Raw genomic sequence first — 21,053 nt, forward strand, 5'->3', positions numbered from 1 at the left:
GGTGATCCAAACGTGGTTTTTGGTTATAGGTAAGTATCACTGACTGTTATCACTTAAAGTGACGGAATAGCTGGTACTCCACCGATTTCGTGCGTTCCACGGAACGTATGGTTTGTTTAGGAGACACGGCGCATGGCCGAACGGATGTTGCAGTTCGTCAATCACCCACAGATCCTTCCGGAGAAGCGCGATGCTGCCGAGCGTCGCGAGGACTTCGGGGAGATTTACCGTGGGTTTGCGATGAGCCGCGCCGAAGAGCAGGCCTCGCGGTGCTCTCAATGTGGCATTCCGTTCTGCTCCGTGCATTGCCCGCTCGGCAACAACATCCCGGACTGGTTAAAGCTGACGGCGGAAGACCGTCTGCAGGAAGCCTATGAGATGTCTTCGGCAACCAACACCTTTCCGGAAATCTGCGGCCGCATCTGCCCGCAGGATCGTCTGTGCGAAGGCAACTGTGTGATCCAGAAGGGGTTCGAGAGCGTCACTATCGGGGCTGTCGAGCGCTTTATTACGGAGAATGCCTTCGAGCAGGGCTGGGTGCAGCCGCGTCTGCCGGATCGTGAACTCAAAGTCAGTGTTGGCGTCGTGGGTTCCGGGCCTGCCGGTCTGGCCTGTGCGGAGCGTCTGCGGGCACGCGGCTATGAGGTTCATGTCTATGAACGTCAGGACCGTGTGGGCGGCCTGCTGACATACGGTATTCCGAGCTTCAAGCTGGAAAAACATGTCGTGGCCCGTCGTCACAAGCTGCTGGAAGAGCAGGGCATCATTTTCCATCTTTCCACACCAATCGGTGCGGGTGAGGGGGAGACGTCACTGGATGATCTGCGGACGCGCCATAACGCGGTGTTCCTTGGAACGGGCGTCTACCGTTCGCGCTCCGTAAATGTTCCGGGTGCAGACCTGAACGGCGTTGTGGATGCAATTGACTTCCTGACGGCGTCAAACCGTCGCGGATATGACGAAGACCCTGGCGAAGATGCCGCGCTTCACGCCAAGGGCCGTCGTGTTGTGGTCATTGGCGGTGGTGATACGGCCATGGACTGCGTTCGGACGTCCATCCGTCAGGGCGCTGAGAAAGTCACCTGCGTCTATCGTCGTGACCGTGCGAACATGCCGGGCTCCCGTCAGGAAGTTTATAACGCCGAGGAAGAAGGCGCGAACTTCGAGTGGCTTGCTGCACCGGAAGAGTTTCTGGGCGAAGGCACGGTTGAAGGTGTGAAGGTGCTGAAAATGCGTCTTGGTGCACCGGATGCCACGGGCCGCCGCTCTATCGAAGGCACGGGCCAGCATTCCATTATTGAAGGCGACCTTGTGATCCGCGCGCTGGGTTTCGATCCGGAAGACCTGCCGGGCCAGTGGCAGCAGCCGGAACTTGCCGTGACGCGCTGGGGCACGCTGACGGTTCCGCCGGGCGGCTTCCAGACAAGCCTACCGGGCGTGTTTGCTGGTGGCGATATTGTCCGCGGTGCGAGCCTCGTTGTCTGGGCCATCAAGGACGGCCGTGATGCGGCTGATGCAATTCACCTTTCTCTGACCGAGACCCTGGCGCTGGAGGCCGCGGAATGACACAGAACACCGATTTCATCCGCGATTATGCCGAGAACGTCGAGCGCCTGAAGGGTCTGTATGACCCTACGCAGGAGCGCGATTCCTGTGGTGTGGGCCTTGTCGCTGCTCTGGATGGCAAGCCGTCCCGCGCTGTTGTGAAAGCTGGTATCGAGGCTCTGGGGAACATCTGGCACCGTGGTGCTGTCGATGCCGATGGCAAGACGGGCGATGGTGCGGGTATCCATGTTGAAATCCCGCAGGATTTCTTTGCCGAAGCCATTCATAACAGCTCCAGCGATGACACGATCGACGGTCGCATTGCCGTTGGCATGGTGTTCCTGCCGAAGACGGATCTGGCGTCGCAGGAAGCTGGCCGTCAGATCATTGAAACCGAGGTTCTGAACTTCGGCTACGGGATCTATGGCTGGCGTCAGGTGCCGATCGACACGGCCTGCATTGGCGAAAAGGCCAACCAGACGCGCCCTGAGATCGAACAGATCATGATCCGCAATACGCTGGGTCGTTCGGAGGATGAGTTCGAGCGTGATCTGTATGTGCTGCGTCGCCGCATCGAGAAGCAGGCGACCCGCCAGCAGGTGGATCTGTATATCTGTTCGCTGTCCTGCCGATCCGTCATCTACAAGGGCATGTTCCTGGCCGAGAACCTGACGGACTTTTATCCGGATCTTCTGGACGAGCGCTTCGTTTCGCGTTTTGCGATCTACCATCAGCGTTACTCGACCAACACGTTCCCGACCTGGAAGCTGGCCCAGCCGTTCCGCAAGGTGGCGCATAACGGTGAGATCAACACGATCTCCGGCAACACCAACTGGATGCGGTCGCACGAAACGCGCCTGTCGCACGCAGCACTCGATCCTTACATGGAGGATCTGAAGCCAGTCGTGCAGGCTGCAGGTTCGGATACGGCCGCACTGGATAACGTCTTCGAGCTTATGACCTTCGGTGGCCGCAGCGCGCCGATGGCCAAGATGATGCTCATTCCGGCCTCCAGCGGTGCGAACTCCGCGATTTCTCCGGCCGCGCGGGCCATGTTCCGCTACTGCAATGCGGTCATCGAGCCGTGGGACGGCCCGGCTGCGGTCTGTGCAACGGATGGTCGCTGGGTCATCGCCGGGCTGGATCGTGCGGGTCTGCGTCCGCTGCGATATTCCATCACCAACGACAACCTGCTGATCGTGGGTTCGGAAGCGGGTATGGTCCGCGTACCGGAAGCGCGCATTCAGCGTCGTGGGCGCCTTGGTCCGGGACAGACACTGGCGCTCGACCTCAAGGAAGGTCGCCTCTATCAGCCGGATGAACTACTTGAAATGCTGGCCTCCCGTCAGGATTTCCAGTCTTGGGTCAAGCGCATCCGCAATATCGAGCCGATCGTGCGGGATGTGGTCGAGCCGGAAGGTATGGCCGCCGACGTGCTGCGTCGCCAGCAGATGGCCGTCAGCCTGACGCATGAAGAACTGGAGACCATCCTTCACCCGATGGTCGAGACGGCTGCCGAAGCCTTGGGTTCCATGGGCGATGACACGCCGCTTCAGGTTCTGTCCAAGATCTATCGTGGCCTGTCGCATTATTTCCGTCAGGGCTTCAGTCAGGTTACGAACCCGCCGATCGACTCCTTGCGTGAAACGCGGGTGATGAGCCTGATTACGCGTCTGGGCAATCTGGGGAACATTCTCGACGAGCGCCCGGAACAGTGCGATCTGCTTCAGCTTCCCAGCCCGGTTCTGACGGTTGGTGAGTTTGATGAACTGCGGAAAGTCTGCGGTGAGAACGCTGCCTCGATCGACTGTACTTTCCCGGTTGAGGATGGCGAGGAAGGTCTGCGTGCGGCGATCGCGTCCATCCGGGTTCAGGCGGAAGATCATGTCCGTGGAGGTTGCACCCATCTGTTCCTGACGGATGAGAACACAGGTCCGGATCGCGTGGCTGTGCCGATGATCCTTGCGACGGCTGCCGTGCATGTTCATCTTGTGCGTCATTCCCTGCGTACGTTCACGTCCCTGAACGTGCGGACGTCCAGTGCTATCGACGTTCACGCCATTGCCGTGACGATCGGTGTTGGTGCGACGACGGTGAATCCGGCGCTGGCCCAGCACAGTATTGCAGACCGTTTGCGTCGTGGCCTGTTTGGCCAGATGACGATGCGTGAGGCGATGGAGCGTTACCGCAAGGCGGTGGACAAGGGTCTGCTCAAGATCATGTCCAAGTTCGGGATTTCAATCATCTCGGCTTACCGCGGTGGCTACAACTTCGAAGCCATTGGTCTGTCCCGTGCGCTGGTGGCTGAGTTCTTCCCAGGCATGCCGTCGCGTATTTCCGGCATTGGTCTGCCGGGTATCGCCCGCAACATCCTGAAGGCTCATGCATCTGCGTGGGATCAGAAGGTTGAAGCGCTTCCGGTCGGTGGCCGTTACAAGCTGCGCCGTCAGGGAGAGACGCATGCGTTCTCCGGCCAGCTTGTGCACATGCTGCAAAGTGCGGTTTCGGCCAACAGCTACACGCTGTATCGCCGTTACGCCGATGCCGTGCGTCAGATGCCGCCGGTTGCCCTCCGTGACCTGCTAGACTTCAAGGCACCTCACGCACCAATCCCGGTGGACGAGGTTGAGAGCATCACGCAGATCCGTCGTCGCCTTGTCGCGCCGGGCATCTCGCTGGGTGCCCTGAGCCCGGAAGCGCATGAGACGCTGGCGATTGCGATGAACCGGATTGGAGCGAAGTCTGATTCCGGTGAAGGTGGCGAGGACGCCGAGCGTTCCAAGCCGCGCCCGAACGGGGACAATGCGTCTTCCGCGATCAAGCAGGTGGCGTCTGGCCGGTTCGGTGTGACCGCGCAGTATCTGAATGACTGCCGCGAGATTGAAATCAAGATGGCCCAAGGCGCGAAGCCGGGCGAGGGTGGGCAGCTTCCGGGCTTCAAGGTCACGGAACTGATTGGCCGCCTGCGTCATGCGACACCGGGTGTGACGCTGATTTCTCCACCGCCGCATCACGACATCTATTCGATCGAGGATCTGGCCCAGCTCATCTACGATCTGAAGCAGGTCAACCCGACGGCAACCGTCACCGTAAAGCTGGTTGCCCGGACGGGTATCGGCACGATTGCGGCGGGTGTGGCGAAGGCGAAGGCCGATGCCATCCTGATCTCCGGTCATTCCGGTGGTACGGGTGCCAGCCCGCAGTCTTCGATCCATTATGCGGGTCTGCCGTGGGAAATGGGCCTGTCCGAAGCGCATCAGGTCCTGATGCTCAACCGTCTGCGTCATCGTCTGGTGCTGCGGACGGATGGCGGCATCAAGACGGGCCGTGACGTTGTCATGGCGGCGATGCTGGGTGCGGAAGAGTTTGGGATTGGTACGGCCGCGCTGGTCGCCATGGGCTGCATCATGGTGCGTCAGTGCCACTCCAACACCTGCCCGGTTGGCGTCTGCGTTCAGGATGAGAAGCTGCGTGCGAAGTTTGAAGGCTCCCCGGAGAAGGTCATCAACCTCTTCACGTTGATTGCCGAAGACATCCGCCATATCCTTGCCGATCTGGGCGTTCGCTCTCTTGAGGAGGTCATCGGACGGACGGACATGCTGCGTCAGGTCTCTCGCGGCGCGGACTATCTGGACGATCTGGATCTGAACTCCCTGCTGGTGCAGGCCGATCCGGGTGAACATGCGCGTTACTGCACCCGTGAGGGCCGTAATGAGGTTCCGGAAACGCTGGACGCACAGATTGTGGCCGATGCGATTCCGCTGTTCGAGCGTCGGGAGAAGCTGCATCTGCATTACAACGTGCAGAACACGCATCGTGCGATCGGGACACGTATTTCCGGCATGATCACCCGTCAGTTCGGGATGCATGAACTACCGGAAGGCCAGCTTACGCTGTCGCTTCGTGGGTCGGCTGGTCAGTCCCTGGGTGCGTTCGCGGTGCAGGGTCTGAAGATGATCGTGGAAGGGGATTCCAACGATTACGTTGGCAAGGGGCTTTCGGGTGCGACGATTGTTGTCCGTCAGTCTCCGGCGTCTACATGGCGTTCGGAAGAGAATGCGATCATTGGCAACACGGTTCTGTACGGTGCCACGAGCGGCAAGCTCTTCGCAGCTGGTCAGGCTGGTGAGCGTTTCGCGGTTCGTAACTCCGGTGCGACGGCTGTTGTTGAAGGCTGTGGCTCGAACGGTTGTGAGTACATGACCGGCGGCAAGGTTGTGATCCTCGGCGAGACGGGCGACAACTTTGGCGCAGGCTTTACGGGCGGTATGGCCTATGTGCTCGATCCGAAGGACCGCTTTGAATCCCGCATCAATCCGGACACGGTGATGTGGAACCGCGTGCAGCCTGGCAGCCGCTGGGACGTGGAACTGCGCACGCTGGTTGAGCAGCATGTGGAAGAAACGGGTAGCACTTACGCCGCTGACCTGCTGCACTGCTGGGAGCATACGCTGGAGCAGTTCTGGCACATCGTTCCCCGCGAATATGCCAAGGTCATTGGCTATGTGCAGGAAGATCTGTCCAAGCTTTCAGCCTGATTGCTTCGATTGATTAAAGTCTGAAAAGCCCCGCATCAGGTTTCTGGTGTGGGGCTTTTTTCTGTAACTTAGGACTTGAGCTTTCTGGTTAGGGTGACGAGCGCGGCGATCTGACTAGAAATAAACCTGCAGGTTGGTTCGTCCGTCAGTTTCAGCGTTTCCGGATCTACTTTTCCCGCTACCATGCCAATCATCACCTCAGGCCGGTTAAGAACAAAGGCGTCCAGAAACACCATATTCTGTCGGAGGTTGTATTGCGCTCTGGCCCCTCCGATCATCCCGGGGGACGCCGTCTGGATGGCGACAGGTTTGCCGCTGAAAGGTTGAGGCGTTACGCGGGAGAGCCAGTCGATGGCGTTCTTCAGTACGCCGGGAATGGAATAATTATATTCAGGGGTCACGATGATGACGCCGTCTGCAGCCCGGATCTGCTCCGCCATGGCCAGAACGGGAGCCGGAAAGCCTGTGTCCTGAACATCTGCGTTGTAATGCGGAAAATCCCCGATTGATCCGAGCGGGGTAATGGAAACTCCTTCGGGCGCAAGTTCGGGCAAAGCGCGCGCAACTGCCGCGTTGAAGGAGGCTTTGCGGAGACTTCCGAGCAGGGTGACGAAATGCAGAGGCGTGTCGTTGGGCATGGACTGGTTTCCGTCAAAGAGTCGGGTTTTTGTTGTCATGACCCGAAGGGGAACAGATCATGACACAAAGCAGGAGTCAGGCTGCGTTTTTCAGCATCCCGTGAGGATCGAGAACGAATTTGCGTGGTGCGCCGTTGTCGAAGTCATGGTAGCCGCGTGGTGCGTCTTCCAGTGAAATCACGGTGGCGTTGACGATATGGGCGATGGGCAGGCGTCCATGCAGAATGGCCTGCATCAGTTGCCGGTTATACCTCAGAACAGGTGTTTGCCCGGTGTGGAATGACTGACTTTTGGCCCAGCCCTGACCCAGTCGGAGTGTCAGGTTGCCTTTCTGCGCCGCAGCTTCATGAGCGCCTGGATCTTCCGTCACATAAAGGCCTGGAATACCGATGGCCCCGGCTGGCCGGGTGACTTCCATGGCCTGATTGAGGATGACGGCTGGTTGTTCCTTTCCGTCATATCCTTTGGCCTCGAAACCGACGGCATCAATGAAGCTGTCGACCTCCGGTGTCCCGATGACCTGTTCGATGAGGTCTCCAAGTCTGTCATGGTTCTGGAGGTTGATGGGCTCAAACCCGACCGCCTTTGCATGAGCGAGACGTTCAGGATTGAAATCGCCGATCATGACGACGGCAGCGCCAAGAATGCGCGCCGACGCGGCTGCGGCCATACCCACTGGCCCGGCGCCCGCGATATAGACCGTTGAGCCCACACCCACCTTGGCATTGATGGCACCATGGAACCCGGTGGGGAGAATATCGGTCAGCATCGTGAGGTCTCTGATGCGCTCAAGCGCCTGAGCCTTGTCAGGGAAGCGCAGCAGATTGAAATCGGCATAAGGGACCATGACGTAACGGGCCTGTCCGCCAACCCAGCCACCCATATCCACGTACCCATAGGCGCCCCCCGCGCGGCTGGAGTTGACCGTCAGGCATACGCCCGTGTGCTGTTCCCGGCAGCATCGGCATCGCCCACAGGCGACGTTGAACGGAACGGAGACCAGATCGCCCTTGCGGACCATCTCGACATCCGAGCCGGTTTCGATGACTTCGCCGGTGATTTCATGACCGAGCACCAGCCCGGACGGCGCTGTTGTGCGGCCTCGGACCATATGCTGGTCGGAGCCACAGATATTGGTGGAGACGACCTTGAGAATGACGCCGTGGTCAATCTTCCGGCCATCGGGTGTTTCCATTCTGGGGTCATCGATCCGCTGGACTTCCACATGATTGGGGCCGAGGTAAACGACCCCTCTGTTTTCGTCAGACATGGCTTCTCTCCAGGTTCGGGCAGCGGCCATCCCTTGCGGCCGGGTTCGCCCGGCACGACGAAATGTTGTCGTACAGAGACCTCAACGTTCGCCGCGTGTTCTGGAACCGTGACATAGGGCTACAGACGCGCCTCTCGCTCGAACGTGATTGAGCGTGCCCTGTTTTGGGCCCGGGCCAATGGGATCTTTCAGGCGGACACGATCAGGCCTTTCTGGGTATCAGTCTTCGGCCCCGGAAACACCGTGGCAATTGCTTGCGGAGGCATGTGGAGATGGTCGCACAGCACACCGGCGGCTACGGCGCGCAGGTCTGTTGTCGGTGCAAGATCCCGGTTTTCAAAGAGTTGGCTGGGGCGCAGGCCAGGCCATGTGCCGCCGACCTTTCCTCCCGCAACGGCACCTCCGGCAAGGAACGTGACAGTGCCCGTGCCATGGTCCGTTCCACCTGTTCCGTTCATGCGGACGGTTCTGCCAAACTCCGTCAGGGCAAGGACGACCGTGCGTTTCCAGCTGTCTCCAAGGCTTTGACGCAAGGCTCCAATCCCGCGATCAAGCTGGGCGAGGGGGCTTCCCAGTCGTCCGAGCTGTGCGGCATGTGTGTCCCATCCTCCGATTTCTAGAGCGGCGATCCGGGGACCATGGGGTGTGGCCAGCATTTGCCCCGCGGCGGTTGAAAGCTGCATGAAGGCATCGGGTTTGCGGGGTTTACCAGTCTCAGAGGCGTTTTTCATTCCCGTCATGGTGGCGTCCGAAAAACCCCGGGCTTTCAGGCCATTCCTGAAAGCGGGGCCTGTGATGGGGTCGGACGCGTTCAGGGCAACGATCTGGTTGTAAAGATCCTCGTCCGGGTGCTGGCTTCCTGCGGGCGCGTAGCTTCCGACCTTTGCAGAACCGCGAAGCAGAAGGGGAACCGTTAGCCCCATGGCCAGCCCGTATCCATCAGGTCTGTTGGCCTTCCCCTGAAGGACGGACACAGCCCGGTTCAGCCAGCCGCTGCTCAGCCGGTTATCGGCACCGCTTTCCAGATAGTCCTGCGCTTCAAAGTGGGAGCGGCTGCGGTAATGGCCTGCCACGGCATGGATAGGCAGCATCTGACCTTCGCCATAGAGGCTATGAAGTGTCTGAAGAGAGGGATGCAGCCCGTAGAAGCCGCCCAGATCAAGAAGGCCGCCCTCCTGTCCGGGTTCAGGAAGAACAAGGTCCCGGCGATGTGTTCTGAGATCGGCATCTCCGTATGGGGTGACAGCAGACAGGCCATCCAGTGCGCCCCGAAGGATAATGACCACAAAGCGTGGATCGTCCGGACCTCCGGGTGAACCGGCAAACGCGAGAGAGGAACGCCCGAGTGTCCAGCTTGCAGCCAGACCCAGCAGGGCAGTGCGACGATGGATCATCATGGGTCAACGCCTCTGGAATTCGGGTGAAGAGAAAAGCAGAGCCAGCGCATCCTGACGGGAGCCGGCATGATGCATGGCGAGTTGGGTTTGTGGTCGGAGCGCCGGGCCGAGGGCGATATGGGCGATCTCCATCGGGTCTCCGGCCCGGACATGAGCTGCCATTCGCCACGCCCAGTCCGTGCGGGCCAGCATGTCCGCAGGCGCGCTCCAGTCTGCCGCATTATCACTCCAGCCGTTGGGTAAGGGAGCCGTCCATAACGGTTGTCCCAGTGAAGCAAAGGCTGCGTAAAGCTGATGGGCGGGGGAATGTGGATCGTCCGGCTGGCTGGGGGCGCCTCCCAAAGACAGGGCTCGCATGACGGCTGTGGCATAGTCCATGGGGGAGCGGAACTTGCTGCCAGAGCGGTTCGTATCGTGAAGGTCTGCCAAGGCGACAGAGGCTTCCCGCAGGTCTCCGTCACTGTCCCGGAGGACGGAGGTAATGTGGTTGATATCCTGCGGCGAAGGCGTGTCGGAAATGAAGTGTCCGACCATCTGGGTTGCGATATGGCGGTACGTTGCAGGATGTGTGCCCAGAAAGTGCAGGGCCTGCACGCCGCCGTCTTCACCTTCGGGGAAGGTCTGACCCATGACGGTTTTTTCGCCCGGTTCGTGAGCTTTTTCCCGGAATACGAAGCCGGGCTGTTCGGCTTTCATGTCGATGCTCCAGCCTGTCAGGATGGCTGCGAAGGACGTAACGTCTGTTTGGGTGTAGCCAGAGGCCGGCGAGACCGTGTGCAGTTCCAAACATTCACGGGCCAGATTTTCGTTAAGCCCGTGATGACTTTTTCGTCCTGCGGAGCTGGTGGGTCCGATGGACGATGCGTTGTCCAGATACATCAGCATGGCCGGGTGACGCATCACGGCGAGAAGCATGTCCGAGAAGTGTCCTGTCACATGCGGGCGAATGGCCTCACGCATATAGGCGCCAATGACCGCTCTTGTGCCGCCCTGACGCAGGCTGACCGTGAAGTGATTGAACCAGAACCACGCAAGCCGTTCGCGGAAAGGCTGGTCCGTCACAAGCAGGTTGTCGAGCTGGGTTGTGACTTCCATCTGAAAAATTGGTTTGACCAGAGGGTCGCCCTGTAGCTTGGTCTTGCGCTGTTCCCGCAGGGCAATCAGGCCATCCGAACACGGACCGACAGTCCTGAACATGGCCGCATCAGGGGCATCGAGCTGACGGGAAAGCCATTCCCGGAGAGGTATGTCAGAAGAGCCACTCTCTCGTTGGCCCCAACCAAATCTGTTTATGGCACTGACAAGTCGCATGGCATCCTCACGATGTCCGGTGGACGGGAGTGGCAGGACTTTACTGAAGGCTGCTCGCCTTATGTGGCAAAATCTGGACGCTCTTGTATGGAAGTGTCAGCGGATGCGGGTGTCGGCGTTCATATTCCATATACCCATTGGGGTATATGTCGTTTGATTACTTGATACCTATCCGGGGTTTATTTCTTTCCTGGAGGCGTTTTAAGTCTATTTACAACAGAGAGTGAGTGATCTTTTCTGCGCCTGAAGATTTGAGCAAGGTCGCAGACGCTGGTTTCAGGGCAAATCACTGGAGGTCGGAATTTGTCAGCCACGATACGTCGTTGGCTGTTGGTAATCTGCGTTCTGCTGGGACTGTTTGGGCAACTTGCACTTCAGAGTCAGGCGCTTTCTGACGAAACCCCTCGTGCCACCTTTGAGCGTTTGACCGGATTGCAGATCGGGCCGAATGATCCTGCATCCACTTCCCATGCTGCAATGATGTCGATGGGGAATGCCGGGATGCACGGGATGATGCATCACTCGGGACCGCATCACCATCATGATGCGGCCTGTCCGCTATGCCCGTTGCTGCATCTTCCCGCTGTTGTTCTTCTGGCAGCGGCCCTTTTCCTGCTCACCATGATCCGCTGGGCCCGCTGGCGATATCTGGCACAGGCGGTTCGTGCACCGCCGGTCGGGCGGGTGGCCTGTCTGCCCCCAGCAACAGGGCCGCCATTCTTCGCCTGAAATCACGTCTCTGCCGGTCGCCTGCGTCCTGAAAAGGGGATGCGCGCGAGCGGCTGTCTGTGTTTCATCGAAGGTTATGGATCATGTTTTTTCTCAATGTCCGGCGTGTGTCACGTCCGGCACTGTTGCTCTGTGGTTGCGCGCTTGTTTTCTCTCTGAATCCGGCTTTTGCGGACGATACGGATAACGCACAGACCCAGAAGTCTCCTTCCACAGAGTTTATCACGGTCAATGGTGTGCGACGCACCACAACCACGGACCCGGATGTGACAAGCCTGTTCAAGCGTAGTCTTGGATTTAGTGCCTACTCTGCCGGCGGCGTTTCGGCGCTTCCTGTGCTCAATGGTATGGCCGATGACCGGGTGGCGACATTTGTGGACGGGATGCGCATGCAGGCGGCATGCCCCAATCACATGAACCCGGCCATGTCCTATATTGATCCGGATATGGTGTCTTCCGCTGTGGCCATCGCTGGCATCACGTCGGTCAGTCAGGGCGGGGACAGCACCGGCGGCACGATTGAGGTCAATCGCAAGGACCCGATCTTTTCAAAAAGTTCGAAAATCCTCGTGACCGGGCACGCGAAAGGAGAGTATCGCAGTAATGGTGGCGGCTCTGGAGCGTCCGGGTCAGTAACAGTCGCCAACGACTGGCTTAGTCTGCGTTACACCGGCTCTTATAGTCACGCGAGCGACTATCATGCGGGCGGTGGGCAACGGGTTCTCTCAACGAACTATCTGAGCTTCAATCATGCTGTCACGTTAGGAGTTCGTAAGGAAAACCATCTGCTGGCTTTAACGGTCGGGCAGCAGGACATCCCGTATGAAGGTTTCCCGAACCAGTACATGGACATGACGAACAATCGCTCCACGTTCGTGAACGGAAAATATACGGGCGATTTCAACTGGGGAACGCTTGAGGCACGTGGCTTCTGGCAGCGTGTTGATCACGCGATGAACATGCTCTCCGACAAGGGAGGGCATACGGCCTCGACCGGGATGCCGATGAATACGGACACTCGGACAGCGGGCTATTCCATCAAGGCCACGATCCCTCTGGGGCCGAGACATACGCTCGGAATTGGCAGTTCATTCGACCACAACGGCCTGAATGACTGGTGGCCGCCATTGCTGAACAGCACGATGATGGGGCCGGACACGTTCCATAATGTGAATAACGGGCATCGCGACCGGCTGGGCCATTACATAGAATGGAAAGCCCGGTGGGCGCCTCGTTTCTCCACGGAGCTCGGATTGCGAAACGATCTGGTCCTGATGAACACCGGACCGGTCGCTCCCTATTCCTGGACCAGCATGATGAGCATGGCGGATGCTGCTGCAGCCAAGGCTTTCAATGCGGCGTCCCGTGGGCGGACGGATACCAATTTCGACGTCACGGCAACCGGACGATGGCAGGCCCTCGATAGTCTGACCATTGAAGGCGGTTACGCGCGCAAAACCCGCTCTCCCAATTTGTATGAACGCTATGCCTGGGGGCGGGGTACGATGGCCACAACGATGATCGGCTGGTTTGGGGACGGGAACGGCTATGTTGGGAACCTCAATCTGACGCCTGAAATCGCCAATACGGTCAGTACGACGGTTACGCTGCATGATCCGCATGGGCATCGCTGGGAAATCAAGGTTCAACCGTACTACACCTATACTCATCACTACATAAACGTCGTGAAGATCGGAACGCTCTCGAATGGGCTGTCCATGCTCCAGTTCGCCAATCACAATGCCCAGAGCTATGGCATCAACAGCTCGATGTTTGCGAGACTATGGAACAGTCAGACGTATGGTCAGGGTGAGATACAAGCCAATCTGAACTGGGTCCGCGGGCAGGATTTGGTGTCTCACGCGGGCCTCTATCATCAGATGCCGACGAATGGCGTGATAACGCTGCGTGAAACGTTCCAGAACTGGAGTGTGCACGTGGATGTGACGCTCGTTAAATCCAAGGAAAGCGTGGATCGACTGCGTCAGGAACCGCGCACGCCGGGTTATGCGTTGCTCGGCTTGGGTGGAAGCTATCACTGGCGGTATTTCACGTTGGATGGCAGCATCGATAACGTTCTGGATCAGAAATATTACCTGCCCTTGGGCGGGATGTCGCTCGGGGATTACCAGTCCACGGGGTATCTTGGTCCACTATTAGGGCTGGGGCGCTCTTTTAATCTGAGTCTGACGGCGTCTTTCTGACAGTCCTTTTATGACCTGGGGAACTGTTGGGTTTTCCGGGGCAGACTTGAAGCTGGTCATGCAAGCCCATTAACCTGTGGTTCATCTGTCGGCACAGTGGTGCCAACTGAACGGACAACAGAGGGGTTCATGGAAAATCACGTCAATACATTGTGGGGTCAGTTTTATGGCTGGCTCCCCACGCTTCTAAGTTATGTCGGGCAACTCGTGCTGGCGATTATTGTGCTGCTGGTGGGCTGGTCCATCATCAACATGATTACGCGTGGCATGGGCCGCATGATGGCTGCCAGCAATATCGAGCCAACCCTCCGGGGCTTTCTGCTCAGTGTTGTCGGGCTGCTGCTGAAGGCACTTCTGCTGATCAGCGTTGCATCCATGGTTGGCATTGCAACGACGTCTTTCGTCGCTGTTCTTGGTGCGGCTGGTCTGGCAGTCGGCATGGCGCTTCAGGGCAGCCTTGCCAACTTTGCGGGTGGCGTGCTGATTCTGCTGTTCCGTCCGTTCAAGGTCGGGGATTCCATTACGGCCGCGGGCAATACGGGAACGGTTGTCTCGATCGAGATGTTCCGGACAGTGCTGCAGGATTCCACGAACGACATTGTTTACGTACCAAACGGGACGCTCTCGAACAATGTGGTCATCAATAGTTCCCAGTCTGAGCGACTGCTCGCATCAGTCAGCCTGCTGATTGATTATAATGACGATATCGACAAGGCTCGCGCTCTGCTCCTGGACCTGTTTGAGAATGATGCGCTGGTTCTCAAGGCGCCGGCTCCATCCGTTTCATTTCTACCACGCCCGGCCAATATTGCCGTAACGCTGGGCTTCTGGTGCGCACCGGGCAATGTGACGCCGCTGGTTGCCAAGTATTCCGAAGCGTCCATTCAGGCGCTGAAAAAAGAAGGTTTCCGTCTGGGTGTTACCGCCCGTACTGCGGCCTGATGTTTTGTGCCGTGCCTGGGATATCGTCTGGGCACGGTAATTATTTATTCTAATACTAAAAATAAATATCATAAAATTTGGAAATAATTGCTATGGAATGGAAATTGCCAAATGAGCTGAACAATCCCGCACCACGAGATATATACAGGCTGCCAATTTTCATAAAACAATGGGTGTGGATATTTGGGGTTTTAGGATTTTTTGGTGTTTTACCAATATTAATTATCTCTGCAGTTATTTTGAATAACATTCATAAATTTGAGGTTCATGGTCTTGTCGCCATCGCTCATATTGACAAATCCTACCTTGTAAAAGAGCGACACGGATGGAATTGTATGGTAGAATACTCTTTCTTTAACAAAGAAAGAGTATTTATAGACAAAAATAAAACGTCTTATAACAATATAAATTGCTCGAGAATGTATGGTAGAAATATAAAAATTTACTATTTAAAAGATAATTACAATCGCAATGTACCTATGGATAAAAATAGAGAAAATGAAAATTCTCTTATGAATATCTCGTCCTTATTATTGGGCTTGATAATTGTTTCTAGTTGTTATGTTTTCTTGCAGTCATTTTTTCAGCTTCGTAGAGAGGCGAAGTTGATGCGGCTAGGTTGTGCGACACAAGGATGGATCACAACAAGCGCTATAAAACGACAAAACAATCAGAGATTTCTCCGTGTTTACGGAATTTATAAAGATAGAGAGGAGAATATTTATAATTTTCATAAAGATTTTTCTCTAATGTACGGAGATGACGGAAATTCTGTTCTGGAAAAGGCTAAATTAAATACGACTATTCTTTATTATCCAGGGAGACATGATTTAAATATAATGTATCCGCCAAAATACATTGGATTTTATTCCGAATGATATATTGAATTTGGGGTGAACGCAGCACCAGCTTTTTCAGTGAGAAAAAATGTATTTTAGGAAATGCATGAAAACTTTGGGCAACAGCGATTTTTGAGATTGGTGGTGGACCCGACGCAACTAGATAAATCTATTCAAAACAGTAGCTTATCACGTCAAACCATCAAATTCCCACAACGGAAAGTCCACGCGCGAATCGACGTTGTGTCAAACCTATTTTTGGGATCGCGGGCACTATCCGTAAAGCAGTAGCTATGGAAAAGTTTATTCTAGGAAATGTAAAATGAAGAACTACAAGGAAGACTTTGACGAATTCATGATTGGTGTGAATGGAAATAACCCCATAGGAATTTGGTGGTCGCTTGGTCTTAGTGATCATGATGAACTTTCGTTAAAAGAGAAGTTTAATTTATTTAAAGAATTTTTCTGTTTTGCAATAAAAGAAAACAGAATTATTGAATACGATTTGAAAAAAAATGTCGCTATTTTTTCTAAAGATGATCCTGATGTAGTTTTTGATAGAATATTTTCAGATTTCCCATGGGAAAAAGTCGACGAAAATTCTAGTGATGAAAATAAGTATTTTGATATATACATGCATACAAAGTTTGATGGATGGGCGACTTTGTGTGCAGGAACGCATCTATTTATTCCGGAATAATAAATTTTCTTATCTATTGAATATTGCAGACTTTATGGATGCGAGACATTTGGATCGCGCTTTGAATTAAGGCAGGACAGTCCTGCCTGTGTGTGCGGATCTCGGCTGCCATTTCCTTCTGGAAATCAGCCATCCAGGGATGAAGGGCAGGGCACACCACCTTGATGTGCGATTGCGCACACCCAGCCAGCACCAGGCACAATAGAACGGCCCGCATCACGCTTTCCCCTTATCCAAGGCATCCAGAAGCTCATCCACGGTCTGCGGAGCATCTGCACCGCGCTGTTCCATGGCTTGCAGCTGCGTCACCTGAGACGCTGCGTCTTTGACGTCCTGATCAGCCGTATCGGCCTTCTGCGATTTGCCTCCGGCTCGATACAGCCCGAGGGCCGACGCCACAGCCAAAAGGGCCATGACGCCGACAATCGCCAGATTGGCAGTATTCACTGAGCTGGCGCCTGAGTGACGGGACCAGCAGCGATAACGCGCTCCAGATCCGTGGCACCTTCCAGTGTCTTGGTCAGAGCAGCATCGAACGCCGTGATATCGACATGCTCAGCCAGCTTGGACATGGACGCGGCCAGAACCCCCTGAAGCACGAGGCCACCGACGCTGATGCCCTGCTGCACCGTAGGCGTGTCAGCCTTGCCCAGAGACTGGTTTACGAGACCCTGAAGAGCCGTGACAGAATTGAAAGCCATAACTGTTTCTTCCATAAAAAAAGCTGCCTCGACGGGCAGCGTTGCATCCGACGGTCTGACAGCAGGATTGCTGCCTCCTTCGGAGATCTGAGGAATGAGGATGATCGAACCTGGTCCGACGGACGGGTTCAGTCAGGTAGGCGCTTTGGGCTTGCCCTTGCTGTCCAGGATTGGCACGCCACTGTCCGTGCCTGCCTTTTTCAAAAGCGGCGCTTCAGCCCGTGTCGTCATGACGGCCGTGAGCCCGATCTTGTACATGGCCGCGGCATATTTCTGCTCGAAGGCCAGAAAGCTCAGAAGCTGATAGGGCCTGACCCAGATCGATCCGGGGTCCGGTGGGGCAAGTCTGGAACGCAGGAAGCCGCAGACATTCAGTAGCATCGACGTCAGAACAAGAAAGATGCCGCCCCAGAGCAGGACTTGAGGCGGGAGGAAGCCGAGAAGGTCAGACAGCTGCACGGCCTACTCCCATGACTGTCTGCTTGCCCAGGAACACATCCCGTTCAAAGGCGCGACGTGTGGTCAGGCCAGCCAGTTCGACCAGGTGCCCTTTCACGGTGGCCTTGTTCCAGCGTGTCAGTTCATTAGCCGCACCGACGTAACAGGCGGCATTGAGTTTGCGCAGCAGCGTAGAGCTTGCCACGGCCGGCGTTCCGACGTTGTACTGCCAGGACAGAAGAGCGGCCCGCTGGACGTCCGAAAGAGGAACCCTGACCAGGCGGGACAGAGCGACGTCCAGAGCTGTGACAGACTGTAGCAACAGGCTGGTAGCATCCGCCTCACTGATGGGTGGTGTCTTAGCCGTGACGGGCTTGCCGTCTTTCAGCCAGCGACTGCCGTAACCGATGGTCCAGTACCCGGCAGGGCAGACATAGGGCTTCGACCGGAATCCTTCGAAACCGGGCAGCCTTAAGAGCGTCGTGGCCATCACGACGGCAGTTTCATTCATGGGATTTTCCATAAAAAAAGCCGCCCGGTGGGGCGGCTTCGAAACAGTTTTGTTTGCGAGGTATTGAGTTTGCGCCTTAGTGCACGCGAGCGCCGTGGTAGTAAACAGGCTGATTTTGAAGAGCGAAAGTTACATAGCCTCCATCCAGACCATCTAGCTTAACTGTTTCGCCGAGCTTGATTGTCTGGTGGAATGGCACCTTGTATTCCTTGAAAGGAAGGGGGGCTGCCTCTTTGTCGATCGCAGCAGAGAACCATGGAGAACCACTGAAATTATTCATGGTGTAGGAGGCGCTAATGGTCGAGATGACCTCTCCTACAACCTCAAAATCGTTTGCAGTGTGCCCTGCTACATACGCATTCACTTTGTAAGAGAGAATGCCATTCTGACAGCTATGGCGATCAACATCACAGATACGAATATAGCTTGGTGGTGAGGAAATATTTTGCTGGCTAGACCCATTTTTTGAAAGTGGGATATTCTCCGTGCCGGAAGAGAATACTTGGCCTGCCTTCTGGACAAGATTGTGTTCTGAAGCATGGAACGCGACGATGCTTTGAAGGGTTATTTCAGGCTGGTGGACTGCACATGCAGAAAGCGGCATTGCCAATAGTGCAAGCAAAGAATTTCTGAAAAGATGGGTTCTCATAACTCTAAACTCCCTTGAAAGACGACAATATACGATAAAGATCGTTAATATTTACTTTCCAATCGACACCACCATGTGAACAACGCCAGATCCGAGGATCGAGGTGGCGAGTGTAATGATGGCCGTAACTACAGAGCGAGCCCCGAACAGTCGGTCCAGCTTGCTGTTGATCTGCTTGTTCGCAGTTTCCATTTTCGTCTCCAGGCTTGCGATCTGGTTTCGAAGAGATGCAATTTCAGACCTGACTTCACTACGCAGCGTGTCGTGCTTGTCATTCAGGCCGTCGGCAAATGTTTCGAGCTTCAGAGCACGGTCCTGGAGGACACGGATTTCAGCCTGAAGAGAGGCAAGAAGGTCTTCAGGTCTTTGAGCGTCAGGCATGGTTTTTCCATAAAAAAAGCCGCCCGTAGGCAGCTGTCAGAGAACGTCAGAAAAGAAGGGACAGAGATCAGGCCATGATCGGATCAGGCCGCGCCGGCAGTGCCGTGCTGGTCGTGTCCGTGCCATCCGCGATGGCAGCGATCGCCTTCACATAGGCCTTCATCGGATCCGTAAAGGCTTCACCCATCGCGGCGGCCAGGTTGACCTGGTACTGGATCCAGGCCTGTTCGGATTTTGCCTGGTCAGGCAGCGGCACAGGAACAGGCGGCGGCGTGTAATCCACCAGCTTCCCATCCTGAACGCCCTTGTCGCCCTTGTAGGCATAATCCCCGCCCAGAGCCTGCCAGTCAGCACCAGACAGCAGCAGGAGGTCATCGAGCCCCGGCAAATTCTTGTGAGAGCCGAGAGTCCAGAGATCGTACCATCCCGTCACGCCCGTAGGTTGCGCGGCCGTATGGTCGAACTGCGCGGCATAACGGCTGGCATAGACCAGAGCACCCCCTGACACCGGAATGTTCGTAGCCCCGACCGACTCTGCAAACTGATCTTCTGTCAGGACAACCAAATCAGAGACAGCGGGTAACGCTAGCACGTTGATTTGTGCCTGCGGGTTGTTTGTGGTGCCGCCCCAGACGTCCAGGACGCCCGTGACGACAGATCCGTCCGTGCTCGCATAATAGCGATCCGGATACGCGGATTTGATAGCATCTAATGCTGTGGTCATCTTATCTTGGTCCCGCTGCAATAACATCGATATCGGTGGCACCGCCGCCGTTGATCCAGAGCGTAAATCCACCCGAATCCGCAGAAGATGCATGACAGTTCATGTCGCTGCCGTTGCGATTTTGAGCGATAACCTGAGGCGTCCCGGAGAACCCGGAACTGAAGTTGATCCGTGTCAGGGACTTGGCGCCGATAACTGTCATCCGGACAATCTTTTCAGATCGGTCCATGGGCAGGTCAGAGAGCTGGGCCAGAACGTAGCTGGTCAGAGATCCGTCAGGCTTGTATCCGCTCAAATACGGCGCGGAGGCACTGTTGCTAAAGTTGACCGCGTTAATCTTCAGATCCCCGCTGGATCCGGAGGTTGTCGGCTGCGTCGTGACATAATTACCAGTGGGCTGTTTGCCGTTGATCTGGCTTTGCAGATAGGCCGTCGTGTCTGTCAGGGCCTGCGACTGCGCATAGTTGCCGATCGGCTGGGCATAACCACGGATCTTACTGTCCACGTTTGCATTGGATGGAATTGCCAGCGCGCCCCAGCTGGTCACAAGCTGGACGTAAGCCGAGGCATTGTCTTCGGTTGCGGCATTCACCAGCTGCAAATTGAGAACGGGAAAATTCCCGCCACTTACATCTCTGTTAACGAAACGGTTCTGGACATCGACCGCCGGTGCAGCCTGTTGCGATCCCCAGTCTGTGACACGCGGCACGGTGCAGGTGGTTGTCACCGTCAGCGTCTGCAGTGTTCCATTCTGCGCCGAGAGATCGCCCCGGAGCACCAGAGATCCATTGCCATCGAGCACAGGCGTGTAAAATGCCGGCACCCAGGAATAGACCCGGACTGTCCCGGTGAAATTGAGCGCCTGCGCCGTGTTCTGTGTGGTGCCGGTGATGGTCTGACGACTGAGAGTATTCGGTGTCCCGACTGTCAGGACACCCACACCCCATTCTGCCTGGGTACCGTCATCGGCAAAATAGAACACCTGCCCGCCACCCGGAGCAGCTGAGGCAAAAGAGCGTCGGTCCTGGACGGCACCATTCAGCACGAACGAGGCCGTGCCCGGATTGGTGGCCGTCTCCAGAACCAGATCAAGAAGAAGCGGAGCCGCCACGTTAAAGCCTTTCCGTCAGTGTAAGGGTCTGGGCATGCCGATCGGCCGGCCCGAACGGATTTGAAAGATCGCCCCCTGAAAGCCTCCCGAACAGGGAGGTCTGGGCCAATGCTGCCGAACTGGCAGACGGGTCCGGCACGAACAGAATGTTCTGTCCGGTGGCCGCCATATGCTGGATCTGGCGCAAGACAACAGCGTCCGCATCGCCGTAGGACTGATGCGCGATCGACAGGCCACGCTGGACATACCGCGCATCCACGAACTCGCCACCAGACAGCGTCGTGGTGCTCTGCTGTCCCACCGTCAGGCTTTCGGTGCTTTCCGTGGAATAGTTCCGCACGGGCTGCCAAAGTGGCCCGGCATAGGCCAGCGGGATTGGTCGGGTCTTTCAAAGTGATCGTCAGAATATTGCCGGACTGAACCGA

At 56.3% G+C, this 21,053-nt stretch carries 20 protein-coding genes; 7 read left to right on the plus strand and 13 right to left on the minus strand.

The genetic code is table 11. The annotated features are described in order from the left end of the window. The first annotated feature begins 132 nt into the window (after positions 1–132). The gene (locus GFR01_RS02350) at positions 133–1,566 is read left to right on the plus strand and encodes an NAD(P)-dependent oxidoreductase (protein WP_099181111.1); all 1,434 of its coding nucleotides are present in this window, start codon (positions 133–135) and stop codon (positions 1,564–1,566) included. Next, the gene (gene gltB, locus GFR01_RS02355) at positions 1,563–6,083 is read left to right on the plus strand and encodes a glutamate synthase large subunit (protein WP_099181112.1); all 4,521 of its coding nucleotides are present in this window, start codon (positions 1,563–1,565) and stop codon (positions 6,081–6,083) included. Before GFR01_RS02350 ends, gltB begins: the two co-directional genes overlap by 4 nt. A 68-nt stretch (positions 6,084–6,151) precedes the next feature. Here gltB and GFR01_RS02360 read toward each other — a convergent pair whose 3' ends face one another. From GFR01_RS02360 to GFR01_RS02375, 4 genes are all read right to left on the minus strand, one after another. Then, positions 6,152–6,721: an NADPH-dependent FMN reductase gene (locus GFR01_RS02360; RefSeq protein ID WP_099181113.1), complete on the minus strand. Its 570-nt coding sequence runs from the start codon at positions 6,719–6,721 to the stop codon at positions 6,152–6,154. 76 nt (positions 6,722–6,797) lie between these two features. Continuing rightward, the gene (gene fdhA / locus GFR01_RS02365; protein ID WP_099181114.1) at positions 6,798–7,991 is read right to left on the minus strand and encodes a formaldehyde dehydrogenase, glutathione-independent; all 1,194 of its coding nucleotides are present in this window, start codon (positions 7,989–7,991) and stop codon (positions 6,798–6,800) included. A 188-nt stretch (positions 7,992–8,179) separates the two neighbouring features. Further along, on the minus strand, positions 8,180–9,388 hold the full coding sequence (locus tag GFR01_RS02370; protein WP_099181115.1) for a DUF1501 domain-containing protein: 1,209 nt from the start codon (positions 9,386–9,388) through the stop codon (positions 8,180–8,182). A gap of 3 nt (positions 9,389–9,391) precedes the next feature. Next, a complete protein-coding gene (locus GFR01_RS02375) occupies positions 9,392–10,699 on the minus strand; it encodes a DUF1800 domain-containing protein (protein ID WP_099181116.1) in 1,308 nt (435 codons plus the stop codon). Between the two features lie 303 nt (positions 10,700–11,002). On the opposite strand from GFR01_RS02375, the gene GFR01_RS02380 reads away from it, so the two are divergent. The 5 genes from GFR01_RS02380 to GFR01_RS02400 all read left to right on the plus strand — a co-directional run bounded on the left by GFR01_RS02380 (position 11,003) and on the right by GFR01_RS02400 (position 16,113). Beyond that, on the plus strand, positions 11,003–11,428 hold the full coding sequence (locus tag GFR01_RS02380) for a DUF2946 family protein (RefSeq protein WP_244902116.1): 426 nt from the start codon (positions 11,003–11,005) through the stop codon (positions 11,426–11,428). 83 nt (positions 11,429–11,511) lie between these two features. After that, positions 11,512–13,632 (plus strand): TonB-dependent receptor, encoded by a 2,121-nt coding sequence (locus tag GFR01_RS02385; protein WP_099181117.1) that lies wholly within the window; start codon positions 11,512–11,514, stop codon positions 13,630–13,632. A 129-nt stretch (positions 13,633–13,761) separates the two neighbouring features. Beyond that, on the plus strand, positions 13,762–14,574 hold the full coding sequence (locus GFR01_RS02390; RefSeq protein WP_099181118.1) for a mechanosensitive ion channel family protein: 813 nt from the start codon (positions 13,762–13,764) through the stop codon (positions 14,572–14,574). A 92-nt stretch (positions 14,575–14,666) separates the two neighbouring features. Beyond that, entirely contained in the window at positions 14,667–15,452 is a 786-nt protein-coding gene (locus GFR01_RS02395; RefSeq protein WP_099181119.1) for a hypothetical protein, read from the plus strand. 283 nt (positions 15,453–15,735) lie between these two features. Next, a complete protein-coding gene (locus tag GFR01_RS02400; RefSeq protein WP_099181120.1) occupies positions 15,736–16,113 on the plus strand; it encodes a hypothetical protein in 378 nt (125 codons plus the stop codon). Between the two features lie 216 nt (positions 16,114–16,329). On the opposite strand, the gene GFR01_RS02410 is transcribed toward GFR01_RS02400, so the two are convergent. The 9 genes from GFR01_RS02410 to GFR01_RS15880 form a co-directional block, all read right to left on the minus strand. Then, entirely contained in the window at positions 16,330–16,560 is a 231-nt protein-coding gene (locus GFR01_RS02410; RefSeq protein WP_099181122.1) for a hypothetical protein, read from the minus strand. After that, positions 16,557–16,814 carry a hypothetical protein gene (locus tag GFR01_RS02415; protein WP_145994542.1) on the minus strand — a complete coding sequence of 86 codons (258 nt, stop codon included), beginning with the start codon at positions 16,812–16,814 and terminating at the stop codon, positions 16,557–16,559. The genes GFR01_RS02410 and GFR01_RS02415 overlap by 4 nt, the downstream gene beginning before the upstream one ends. Positions 16,815–16,946: 132 nt before the next feature. After that, on the minus strand, positions 16,947–17,273 hold the full coding sequence (locus GFR01_RS02420) for a hypothetical protein (RefSeq protein ID WP_099181124.1): 327 nt from the start codon (positions 17,271–17,273) through the stop codon (positions 16,947–16,949). After that, positions 17,260–17,763, minus strand: coding sequence for a lysozyme (locus GFR01_RS02425; RefSeq protein WP_099181125.1), 504 nt, complete (start codon positions 17,761–17,763; stop codon positions 17,260–17,262). Before GFR01_RS02425 ends, GFR01_RS02420 begins: the two co-directional genes overlap by 14 nt. Before the next feature lie 76 nt (positions 17,764–17,839). Then, on the minus strand, positions 17,840–18,412 hold the full coding sequence (locus GFR01_RS02430) for a hypothetical protein (protein WP_145994543.1): 573 nt from the start codon (positions 18,410–18,412) through the stop codon (positions 17,840–17,842). A 51-nt stretch (positions 18,413–18,463) separates the two neighbouring features. Then, positions 18,464–18,793, minus strand: a complete 330-nt coding sequence (locus tag GFR01_RS02435) for a hypothetical protein (protein WP_010504934.1) — start codon at positions 18,791–18,793, stop codon at positions 18,464–18,466. A 67-nt stretch (positions 18,794–18,860) separates the two neighbouring features. After that, positions 18,861–19,517: a hypothetical protein gene (locus tag GFR01_RS02440; RefSeq protein ID WP_099181128.1), complete on the minus strand. Its 657-nt coding sequence runs from the start codon at positions 19,515–19,517 to the stop codon at positions 18,861–18,863. A gap of 1 nt (position 19,518) precedes the next feature. Then, complete coding sequence (locus GFR01_RS02445) at positions 19,519–20,628, minus strand: hypothetical protein (RefSeq protein ID WP_099181129.1); 1,110 nt, start codon at positions 20,626–20,628, stop codon at positions 19,519–19,521. Between the two features lies 1 nt (position 20,629). Beyond that, positions 20,630–20,968, minus strand: a complete 339-nt coding sequence (locus tag GFR01_RS15880) for a hypothetical protein (RefSeq protein ID WP_244902117.1) — start codon at positions 20,966–20,968, stop codon at positions 20,630–20,632. Positions 20,969–21,053: the final 85 nt, after the last annotated feature.

Origin of the sequence: Gluconobacter frateurii, assembly GCF_002723955.1 — a bacterium.
GTDB lineage: Bacteria > Pseudomonadota > Alphaproteobacteria > Acetobacterales > Acetobacteraceae > Gluconobacter > Gluconobacter frateurii.

Excerpts from the sequence above, each read along its gene's own strand:
- GFR01_RS02395 (WP_099181119.1), top strand. The coding sequence starts at position 14,667 with ATGGAATGGAAATTGCCAAATGAGCTGAACAATCCCGCACCACGAGAT.
- gltB (WP_099181112.1), top strand. The coding sequence starts at position 1,563 with ATGACACAGAACACCGATTTCATCCGCGATTATGCCGAGAACGTCGAG.
- GFR01_RS02385 (WP_099181117.1), top strand. The coding sequence starts at position 11,512 with ATGTTTTTTCTCAATGTCCGGCGTGTGTCACGTCCGGCACTGTTGCTC.
- GFR01_RS02435 (WP_010504934.1), bottom strand. The coding sequence starts at position 18,793 with ATGCCTGACGCTCAAAGACCTGAAGACCTTCTTGCCTCTCTTCAGGCT.
- GFR01_RS02390 (WP_099181118.1), top strand. The coding sequence starts at position 13,762 with ATGGAAAATCACGTCAATACATTGTGGGGTCAGTTTTATGGCTGGCTC.
- GFR01_RS02440 (WP_099181128.1), bottom strand. The coding sequence starts at position 19,517 with ATGACCACAGCATTAGATGCTATCAAATCCGCGTATCCGGATCGCTAT.
- GFR01_RS02425 (WP_099181125.1), bottom strand. The coding sequence starts at position 17,763 with ATGAATGAAACTGCCGTCGTGATGGCCACGACGCTCTTAAGGCTGCCC.
- GFR01_RS02430 (WP_145994543.1), bottom strand. The coding sequence starts at position 18,412 with ATGAGAACCCATCTTTTCAGAAATTCTTTGCTTGCACTATTGGCAATG.
- GFR01_RS02415 (WP_145994542.1), bottom strand. The coding sequence starts at position 16,814 with ATGGCTTTCAATTCTGTCACGGCTCTTCAGGGTCTCGTAAACCAGTCT.
- GFR01_RS02350 (WP_099181111.1), top strand. The coding sequence starts at position 133 with ATGGCCGAACGGATGTTGCAGTTCGTCAATCACCCACAGATCCTTCCG.
- GFR01_RS02360 (WP_099181113.1), bottom strand. The coding sequence starts at position 6,721 with ATGCCCAACGACACGCCTCTGCATTTCGTCACCCTGCTCGGAAGTCTC.
- GFR01_RS02375 (WP_099181116.1), bottom strand. The coding sequence starts at position 10,699 with ATGCGACTTGTCAGTGCCATAAACAGATTTGGTTGGGGCCAACGAGAG.
- GFR01_RS02370 (WP_099181115.1), bottom strand. The coding sequence starts at position 9,388 with ATGATGATCCATCGTCGCACTGCCCTGCTGGGTCTGGCTGCAAGCTGG.
- fdhA (WP_099181114.1), bottom strand. The coding sequence starts at position 7,991 with ATGTCTGACGAAAACAGAGGGGTCGTTTACCTCGGCCCCAATCATGTG.
- GFR01_RS02400 (WP_099181120.1), top strand. The coding sequence starts at position 15,736 with ATGAAGAACTACAAGGAAGACTTTGACGAATTCATGATTGGTGTGAAT.